General features: G+C 59.0%; 8 protein-coding genes and 3 pseudogenes. 7 read left to right on the forward strand and 4 right to left on the reverse strand.

From position 1 onward, the window contains the following. Nucleotides 1-89: 89 nt before the first annotated feature. Nucleotides 90-497, forward strand: a pseudogene (locus LWH94_RS18185) (DMT family transporter); the annotation flags it as partial. Between the two features lie 88 nt (nt 498-585). Here the strand turns inward: LWH94_RS18185 and LWH94_RS18190 are convergent. Beyond that, nucleotides 586-1,476 carry a LysR family transcriptional regulator gene (locus tag LWH94_RS18190; protein WP_269802663.1) on the reverse strand — a complete coding sequence of 297 codons (891 nt, stop codon included), beginning with the start codon at nt 1,474-1,476 and terminating at the stop codon, nt 586-588. A 91-nt stretch (nt 1,477-1,567) separates the two neighbouring features. On the opposite strand from LWH94_RS18190, the gene LWH94_RS18195 reads away from it, so the two are divergent. The 5 genes from LWH94_RS18195 (at nt 1,568) to LWH94_RS18215 (ending at nt 5,899) form a co-directional block, all read left to right on the forward strand. After that, nucleotides 1,568-2,743, forward strand: coding sequence for an MFS transporter (locus LWH94_RS18195; RefSeq protein ID WP_232903174.1), 1,176 nt, complete (start codon nt 1,568-1,570; stop codon nt 2,741-2,743). Between the two features lie 47 nt (nt 2,744-2,790). Beyond that, nucleotides 2,791-3,708: a TIGR03571 family LLM class oxidoreductase gene (locus LWH94_RS18200; RefSeq protein WP_232903175.1), complete on the forward strand. Its 918-nt coding sequence runs from the start codon at nt 2,791-2,793 to the stop codon at nt 3,706-3,708. Nucleotides 3,709-3,723: 15 nt separating this feature from the next. Continuing rightward, complete coding sequence (dkgB, locus tag LWH94_RS18205) at nt 3,724-4,527, forward strand: 2,5-didehydrogluconate reductase DkgB (RefSeq protein ID WP_232903176.1); 804 nt, start codon at nt 3,724-3,726, stop codon at nt 4,525-4,527. Between the two features lie 5 nt (nt 4,528-4,532). Continuing rightward, nucleotides 4,533-5,507: an alcohol dehydrogenase catalytic domain-containing protein gene (locus tag LWH94_RS18210; RefSeq protein ID WP_232903177.1), complete on the forward strand. Its 975-nt coding sequence runs from the start codon at nt 4,533-4,535 to the stop codon at nt 5,505-5,507. Between the two features lie 80 nt (nt 5,508-5,587). Further along, nucleotides 5,588-5,899 carry a putative quinol monooxygenase gene (locus tag LWH94_RS18215; protein ID WP_232903178.1) on the forward strand — a complete coding sequence of 104 codons (312 nt, stop codon included), beginning with the start codon at nt 5,588-5,590 and terminating at the stop codon, nt 5,897-5,899. 43 nt (nt 5,900-5,942) lie between these two features. Here LWH94_RS18215 and LWH94_RS18220 read toward each other — a convergent pair whose 3' ends face one another. Next, nucleotides 5,943-6,827, reverse strand: coding sequence for an AraC family transcriptional regulator (locus LWH94_RS18220; RefSeq protein ID WP_232903179.1), 885 nt, complete (start codon nt 6,825-6,827; stop codon nt 5,943-5,945). A gap of 152 nt (nt 6,828-6,979) precedes the next feature. Here LWH94_RS18220 and LWH94_RS18225 point away from each other — a divergent pair, with 152 nt between their 5' ends. Further along, nucleotides 6,980-8,137 (forward strand): iron-containing alcohol dehydrogenase, encoded by a 1,158-nt coding sequence (locus LWH94_RS18225; protein WP_232903180.1) that lies wholly within the window; start codon nt 6,980-6,982, stop codon nt 8,135-8,137. A gap of 246 nt (nt 8,138-8,383) precedes the next feature. Here LWH94_RS18225 and LWH94_RS18230 read toward each other — a convergent pair. Together LWH94_RS18230 and LWH94_RS18235 are read right to left on the reverse strand one after the other, a co-directional pair. Next, a pseudogene (locus LWH94_RS18230) lies at nt 8,384-8,572 on the reverse strand (transposase); the annotation flags it as partial. Between the two features lie 270 nt (nt 8,573-8,842). Beyond that, nucleotides 8,843-9,021, reverse strand: a pseudogene (locus LWH94_RS18235) (IS256 family transposase); the annotation flags it as partial.

Here is a 9,021-nt window from a genome sequence, read left to right on the forward strand (position 1 = left end):
CATCCGCACCTCCACCTAGTCATTTTTACGCGCTGATCAACAAGACTGGGCGTTCGGCTGCACGACCTGAATGATAGCTTGGCGGGTTCGGTATCCCGGTGATGTCAACGCTGAACGGTGGTCTGGGAGGGCGTCTGCAAAACCCGACGCTGGCGACCACCATCCTGTTTATGGTCGGCTTGCTGCTGTCGCTGACCTAATTGCTGGTGACCGAAGGGGGGCGCAAGAAGTTCTACCACTCCGGCATACCGCTGTACTACTACTTTGGCGGTTGCCTGGTGCTGTTTTATATCCTGACCGCCACCTGGGTTGCGCCGCGCTTTGGCCAGACCAATGCGATCGCCTTTGTTCTGCTGAGGCAGTTGCTGGCGATGAGTCTGATCGATCATTTTGGCTGGATTTTTGGCCGGATGGGAGCGCAGCAGTTTTCATTGAGTGCGCAGCGCCTGAAGGGGCCGAGGTTGATGGTGGCCGGCGTGTTCCAGATCCTCAATTAAGCGACTTGAACCTTTCTGCAGAGCGTGATTGGCGATGTCTGATGATGGTGTTGCGACAGGAAAGGCCCGCGTCCTCCGTGGGCAGCGGTCAAGCCAGCTTCAGCTGCGGCGCGATGTGCTCGATAAACGCCGTGATTCGGCTTGAGAGCGCGGTATTGCGGTAGTACACCGCGTGCACCAGTTCCCGGTTGTTGGGCGTGACAATATGCTCATCCAGTACCTTCACCAGCCGGCCGTGGGTGAGGTCTTCGCAAATCATGAACTCGGACAGCAGCGCCAACCCCTGGCCCGCCAGGCAGAGCTGGCGCACGGTTTCGCCGCTGCTGCTGGTCAGGCACGGGCTGACAACCCCAGACTCCCTCAAGGGCCAGCGATTCAGATGTGCCGCGTCGGCAAAGCCGATGATCTGGTGCCGGTGCAACGCGTCGGGGTCCTTAGGGGTGCCCTGACGTGCCAGATAGTCAGGCGACGCTACTATATGCAACGGGCTGCGGCCCAGAAAACGGGCATGCAGGTTTGAGTCCTGCAGGGCGCCGATGCGGATCGCCAGATCGGTGCGGCGCTCAATCAGGTCGATAATGTTCTCGCTGGCCACCAGTTCCAGTTCGATCTGCGGATAGCGCTCCCGAAACCCGGGCACCAGCGGCACCAGTTGGTGCAGGATAAAGGGTGTCGCGGCATCCACTCGAAGCCGGCCTGTCGGCGTCCCGCGCAAGGCTCGCAGGCTCTCTTCCGCCTCCGCCAGATGATCCAGCCCGTTGCGCACCCGTTCGGCGAACTGCCGCCCCTCCTCGGTGAGCTCCAGTTTACGGGTGGTGCGGTTGAGCAGGGTGCAGTCCAGCTCTGTCTCCAGCCGGCTGACCGCCCGCGATACCTTGGCCACCTGGATGTCCAGATTGCGCGCGGCGGCAGAGAAGCTGCCACTGTCGATGACGGTGAGCAGAATCTCAAGATCTTCGGTGCGGGATATTATTGCCATATTTGTAAAAGTATTTTGTGTTCGATGCTGTTTTTGCAAAAAATAGCAGCCGGCATACTGCTCCGCAACCTAACCTGTTACGGAGATTGCTATGCCTATTGCTCTGCTTGCGCTGACACTCAGCGCATTCGCAATTGGTACCACCGAGTTTGTAATTGTCGGTCTGGTACCCACGATAGCCCAGGATCTGGGCGTGTCCCTGCCGTCGGCCGGCCTCCTGGTCAGCCTCTATGCCCTTGGCGTGGCCATCGGCGCGCCGGTGTTGACGGCCCTGACCGGCCGTTGGCAGCGCAAGAATGTCCTGATGGCGGTGATGTCGCTGTTCGTCCTCGGCAACCTGTTGGCGTGGATGGCGCCGGGTTACAGCTCACTGATCACGGCCCGTATCCTCACCGGTCTTGCCCATGGAGTGTTTTTCTCGATCGGCTCGACTATCGCCACCAGCCTGGTGTCGCGTGACAAAGAGGCCAGTGCCATCGCCATCATGTTTACCGGCCTGACGGTTGCACTGGTGACCGGTGTGCCCCTGGGTACCTGGATCGGCCAGAGCTTCGGCTGGCGGGCCACCTTCATGGTCGTAGCCGTCCTGGGTCTGCTGGCCCTGATTGGCAGTGCGTTGCTGGTACCGAAGAACCTGAAGCAGGCGCCGCCGGCGCGCATCTCGCAACAGTTGAGCGTACTGACGCATCCGCGCCTGCTGCTGGTCTACGCCATGACGGCGGTGGGTTACGGTGGCACCTTCACCGCATTCACCTTTCTCGCGCCGATCCTGGAGCAGGTGTCCGGGTTCGAGTCCAGCGCCATCGGTCTGATCATGCTGGTGTATGGCGTGTCCGTGGCCGTCGGCAATATCTGGGGTGGTCGCATGGCGGACCGTATGGGACCGATCAAGGCGCTGTACATCATCTTCACCGCGCTGGCGCTGATCCTGCTGGCCTTCACCTTCACCGCCGGTAACCCGATTACCTCGGTGCTGACGATTCTGATCTGGGGTGCGTTTGCGTTCGGCAATGTACCGGGTCTGCAGGTGTACGTGGTGCAACTGGCGGAGAAATACACCCCGCAGGCCGTGGATGTGGCCTCTGGTCTCAATATCGCGGCGTTCAACGTGGGGATTGCCATCGGCTCACTGCTTGGCGGCGTGATCATCGAGGATATGGCGCTGATGGACACCGCCTGGATCGGAGCACTGATCGTGGTGCTGGCGCTGATACTGACCCGCCTGTCCGGTTTCCTCGACAAGCGTGATCAGCTGCAAGCGATCTGACATCGAACAGTAGCAAGGCGGGGCCAGGCCCCGCCCGGGAGTGTGCAATGAGTATCGAAAAACTGACCGCGGGTGGCTTTTCAATTGGCGTGGAGCTGCCATTGGACAATGACTGGTCAGCGGCCGGCGAGGCCAGCCGACAACGCGATGGACGGCCCTTTGGCGTGCCGGATATGCAGCGTCACGCCGAGTTGATCGAGCTGGCAGATGATCTGGGGTTCAGAGCGGCCTGGGTGCGTGATGTCCCGCTGTACGATCCCAGCTTCGGCGATGCCGCGCAGGTGTTTGAAACCTTCACCTACCTGGGTTATCTGGCGTCCCATACCCGGAATATCCTGCTTGGTACCGCCGCAGTGGTGCTACCGCTGCGCAACCCCTGGCTGGTGCGCAAGGCGGCTGCCACGGTGCAGGCATTGAGCGGCCAGCGCCTGATGCTGGGAGTGGCCAGCGGTGACCGGCCCAGCGAATACCCGGTATTTGGCGTGGACTTCAACAGCCGTGGCGAGCGTTTCCGCCAGGCGGTCCGCGTGCTGCAGGGTGAACAGGACGCCCGGCTGGCACCCGGTATCGAGCTGTTGCCGCAGGCGCCACAGCCGCCTTTGTTGGTTGCAGGCCTGGCCCAGCAGAGTCCGGCCTGGGTTGGCGAACAGATGCAAGGTTGGCTCGCCTACCCGGGTACGCCGGCGGAACACATCAAGCGGGTAGGGCTGTGGCGGGAAGTGGCCGGTACCAAGCCCTATATCAGCTTCATTCATTTGGATCTGGTCGAAGATCCGGATGCACCCATTCAGCGGCATCGCTTCGGCATCAGTGCCGGCCGCAAGGGACTGATCCAGGAGCTGGAAGCGATGCAGGCCGCCGGCGTCGATCACATCGGGCTCCATTTCCGCCGCAATCAGCGCCCGCTGGATGAAACCTTCCATGAAATCAGCGAATCCGTACTGCCAATTTTCCACAACCGATAACAGGAGTTATCTGCGATGAATATGATGCCATCTTTGGGAATGGGTACCTTCCGGCTTGAAGGCAAGGTGGCCTATGGGGCCGTCAAAATGGCGTTGGATGCGGGCTATCGTCATATCGATACCGCACAGATCTACGGCAATGAAGCCGAGGTTGGGCGTGCGATTACCGACAGCGGTGTGGCGCGGGATACGATTTTCCTGACCACCAAGGTCTGGCTCGACAACCTCAGTGAACAGGCTTTCATCCCAAGCGTGAAGGAGAGTCTGGCTAAACTCCAGGTCGAGGCCGTGGATCTGTTGTTGATTCACTGGCCGGATGTGGCTGGCAAGGTGGCCATGGCAACCTACCTCGCGCAATTGGCAGAAGCCCAGCAGCAGGGGCAGACGCGCCATATCGGGGTATCTAACTTCACCAATGCCCAGCTGAGTCAGGCGATTGAAGTACTGGGCGAGGGGCGAATTATGACCAACCAGGTAGAGGTGCATCCCTATCTGCAGAACCGTCGCGTCATAGAGCATTGCCAGGCCCGCAATATTCAGGTGACCGGCTTTATGCCCCTTGCCGTTGGCAAAGTCCTTGAAGACGAGGTTCTGCAAAGCATCGCCGCCAATCACCAAGCATCGGTTGCCCAGGTGGTGCTGGCTTGGCAGTTGCAGCAGGGCTTGGTGACCATCCCGTCATCGACCAAGCGCGGTAATCTGGAGACCAATTTGCAAGCCACGGCCCTTGAGCTGACTGCAGACGAGATGGCCCGCATTGCTCAGCTGGACCGTGGGGAGCGTATTGCGAATCCTGATTTTTCACCTGCCTGGGATTGAAACCGATGATCAGCAATGAAAAACAACCCGAGCTTATGCAGGCCTGGGTGTGGTCCAAGGCCGATCGGGCGATTGAGCTGGCGGAGCGCCCGATGCCGACACTTGGCGCTGGCCAGGTTCTGGTGGCCAATAAAGCGATAGGTTTGAATCCTGTCGACTGGAAGTTTATCGAATCTGATCGCGGTGAGCTGTGGCAGGACGGACAGATACCGGGCGTTGATGGTGCCGGTGTGGTCGTGGCCGTGGCGGATGAGCGTGACCGTCACTGGCTTGGAGTGCCGGTGTGTTATCACCAGTCGCTGTTGCAGAACGGCAGCTTCGCGGAATACACCGCACTCAACGCGCGGGCGTTGATCCGGCTGCCTCAAGCACTGGCCTGGACCGCCGCCGCTGCCTTTCCTTGCCCGGTAATGACCGCCTGGCAGGCGATTGAGAAGATACCGACCCAAGTGGCTGCCAAAATACTCATTTCGGGGGCCTCCGGTGCCGTGGGGCGGGTACTGATTCAGCTGGCCAAGGCGCGTGGTTTTCATGTCACTGCGGTGGCCTCCGGCACGCGCCATGACATCCTGATGGAGCTCGGAGCGTCGCGTTGCGTGGCCGAACTGGAGTACCTGCAAGACAGTTTCTTTGCAGTGTTCGACACGGTGAGCGGTGCCCATGCCGCTCAGTTGGCGCCCTATGTGGAAGCCAATGGCCACCTGGTCTGTATTCAGGACCGGCTGGAACATGCGGTAGTTGCGCCTTTCTCCACTGCCATCTCGCAACATGAAGTGGCCCTCAACGCCTTGCACTCAACGGGCTCTGACAGTCAGTGGCAGCGCTTCACCGAAGCGGCCGAAACGCTGGTTCAGCAGCACCACCTTGGCGAACTGGTCGGGCCTGACACGCGGGTGGCAGAATTTGCACAGTTGAAAGAAGCGCTGAGCGAATTCAAGAACCAGCGTAAGGCACTCAAGTACTGTGTAGCCCTGGCCTGACCTGGATAGGCTTGCGTGTACACAACCACTAACCAGCGGATGGGCGAATTGGCGCCCGCCCGCGACAAGGAATCCCTGTGATGATCCACGTGATTGCGACCATCAATACCCGGCCCGGGCAGCGCCAGACGGTGCTGGCGGAGCTACTGAAGGTACGGCCTGAGGTGTTGAATGAAGTGGGCTGCTATCAGTATCTGCCATTGGAAGATGACCCTGTAGTGTTGCCCCGCCAACTGCCGTACCGGGACAATACGGTTACGATGGTGGAGCAGTGGGAGTCCGTACAGCACCTGGAGGCCCATCTGGCCACACCGCATATGCAGCGGTACTTTGCCGCGGTGGAGCCCTGGGTAGAGGAGGTCAGTCTGCAGATACTCCGTCCCGGCCAATAAAGTCGAGTATCTGGCTCATAAGCGACAGCCTTAAGCCACGAACTTAAGCCGCCGGCGATATCCCCGAACTGTCCTGTGGCGAGAGGCCGAAATAGCGTTTGAACTCGCGGCTGAACTGCGTCGGGCTCTCGTATCCGACCGACGCAGCTGCCTGTTTGACCTTGATATCTTTGTCCTGCAACAGTTCCCGCGCCCGGGTCAGGCGCAGCTTTTTCAGATATTGCAGAGGCGGGGAGCCGGTCGATTGGCGAAAGTTGCGATGGAAAGAGGAGCTGCTCATGCCGGCCAGTGCCGCCAGTCGATCCACTTCCAGGCTTTCATGGTAGTGCTCATGCATGTACTTAAGCACGCGCTCCATTCTGGCCAGTTGCGTGTTATAGCGTGCCAGTTCAAACAGCGGAGCGGAGTGCTCGCTGCTTAGAATCAGGTAGAGAATTTCCCGCAGCACACCGTCGCACAGTGCCTCCGCGGTTAACGGCGATTGCAGGTGCTGACACAGGCGAACCGTTGCGGCAGAGAAGGCGTCGGTGACCTGGCTGACATAGAGGCCCGGTTTGCCGGGGGCGGTCAGCGCCTCCGGTGGCGATTGGTGGTGATCGTCAAACAGTCGTATCAGCGGTTGCAGCAGCTCCATCTTGATATCGATGAGCAGGGCCAGCAGCGGTTCGCCCGGCACTACCTGGGTTTCACACTCAGCAGGAATGGGCAGGGTCATCACCAGGTAGTGGCTGGGGTTGTAGTCATAAACCTCTTCGCCGAGGTAGACCCGTTTCGAACCCTGGGCCACCACGATAATGCCCTGTCTGTAGCACAACGGTTCCCTGGCCACCGACTGGCTGGCCCGATAGACACCAATGCCTTCAACCAGGGTAGGGTTGTAGCCTTCTTTGGGTGACAGGCTGTCCAGTAGTTGTACCAATGCGCTCATGACCCGGACTCCGGCAGCTGTGATGGTTCTGCGTATCCTAGATCAAAAAGATCACATTTGATAGTTTTAGGCATGATATAGGCAAGAATACCCATTCATCATTGGTGCCTGATTCTTAAAATAGCCAGCACAATTTGAACAGGAGACCAACGATGCAACAGTTTGATTACCACAACCCCACCCGTATCGTATTCGGTCAGGACCGTTTGGCCGAACTGGATCAGCTGATTCCCGCCGATGCCCGCGTCATGGTGCTGTACGGCGGTGGTAGCGTGAAACGCAATGGCACGCTGGACAAGGTGCTCAACGGTCTGGGTCAGCGCCAGGTCATCGAGTTCGCCGGTATAGAGCCTAATCCCCGTTACGAAACGCTGATGCAAGCGGTCGAGATCGTACGCGATGAAGGGATCAACTTCCTGCTGGCGGTGGGCGGCGGTTCTGTGATGGACGGCACCAAGTTCGTAGCGGCGGCGGCGCCCTACAGCGGCGATACCACTGACCTGCTGAAGTGCGGCTTTGAACCGATTCCGGTCAGCACGGCACTGCCGCTGGCCACTGTGGCAACCCTGCCAGCCACCGGCTCAGAGATGAATATGGGGGCGGTGATCAGCTATGAGGGTGGCAAGTATCCGGTGATGAGTCCGCTGCTGTTCCCGCGCTTCTCATTCCTCGACCCGACCCTGACCTTCTCGCTGCCGCCAAAGCAGGTCGCTAACGGAGTCGTCGATGCCTTTGTGCACGTGCTGGAGCAGTATGTCACTACACCGGCTGGTGCAAGGATCCAGGATCGTACTGCCGAGGGGATTCTACGCACCTTGATCGAAGTGGGCCCGCAGACCCTGGCGCAGCCGGAGGATTATGACGCGCGCGCCAATCTGATGTGGAGTGCGACCTGCGCCCTGAACGGCTTTATCGGCGTTGGTGTTCCCCACGACTGGAGCACTCACATGATCGGTCATGAGCTGACGGCGCTGTTTGGTATCGACCATGCGCAGACTCTGGCCATCGTGCTGCCGTCGCTGTGGCAGGTACGCAAGGAGCAGAAGCGTGCCAAGCTGCTGCAGTATGCCGAGCAGGTCTGGGGTATCCAGTCTGGCGATGAGGAGCAGCGCATCGATCAGGCCATTGCGCAGACCCGCGCGTTCTTCGAGTCCCTTGGTGTCAAGACCCGCTTGTCCGACTACGGCGTCGAGGCGGAGCAGATTGAGACTGTGATCGACGCGCTCAAGGCGCATGGCATGGTGGCGCTGTCTGAATCCGGTGATCTGACGCCGGATATCAGCCGGGAGATTCTGCGCGGCGCGCTGTAATCGAGGTTGTAACGGGCTGACCCTGCCAAGGCGTCAGCCCACTCAAGCCCAGGCTGCAGCGATCTTTCATGCAGATGGGAAAACGCACCGGTTAAAGAATGTTTTTGTAGTCCCGGTACTTGGGATACTGTGATTAAGTCCCTAATTCCGATACGTATCGCAATCACTACAACTGGAGCGCAACTTCAGGGCCTCTTAGCTGCTTTTTTTCATCGGTGAGCTGCCTTTTGAGGCAGTTAAGGCGGATTAACCCCGTGCTCGCAACATCTGATCCACGCGTACGAGATTTGACAGAGCAAACAACATGGCCAGTTTGCCGTCATTCTTCTTCAGACCACGGTAACGGGCTTTCATGAAGCCAAACTGACACTTGATGATTCGAAACGGGTGCTCGACTTTGGCGCGAAGGCTGGCCTTCAGATACTCGGTGCGGATTCTGACTGAACCGCCCCGGCTTTACCGGAGACTCCATATCTTGAGAGGATGGAGTCATGAACTCACCAAAACGATATTCCCCCGAAGTCCGAGAGCGGGCTGTTCGGTTAGGGAACGTATGAACAAGTCCCTTCAGTGCCATTAAAACTGCATTTTCTCTGTGCTGGGGCGCATAAAATGCGCACAACCGCCCCTTTTTAACCGACTGCAACCGCCTTTTCAGGCAGTACAGACGGATTAAGAGTTATTGTCAAATCTGGTGTATGAGCATCAAGCCGCGTTCCTGTCTGATTGATCCTGTACTTGCTCGCCGTCCTTGAATTTCACGTTGTTGACCACAAGGGTCAGCAGATTAAATCCCTTGATCCGCTTCCAGTTCCTCTGCGCTGACTCCAGCAGCTTGTAGACCATCGCCAGTGTGGTCTCTCGCGAGCCGCAGTTCCGGGCTC

Source organism: Marinobacter sp. G11, from assembly GCF_021282325.1.
In the GTDB taxonomy this organism is placed as follows: domain Bacteria; phylum Pseudomonadota; class Gammaproteobacteria; order Pseudomonadales; family Oleiphilaceae; genus Marinobacter; species Marinobacter vinifirmus.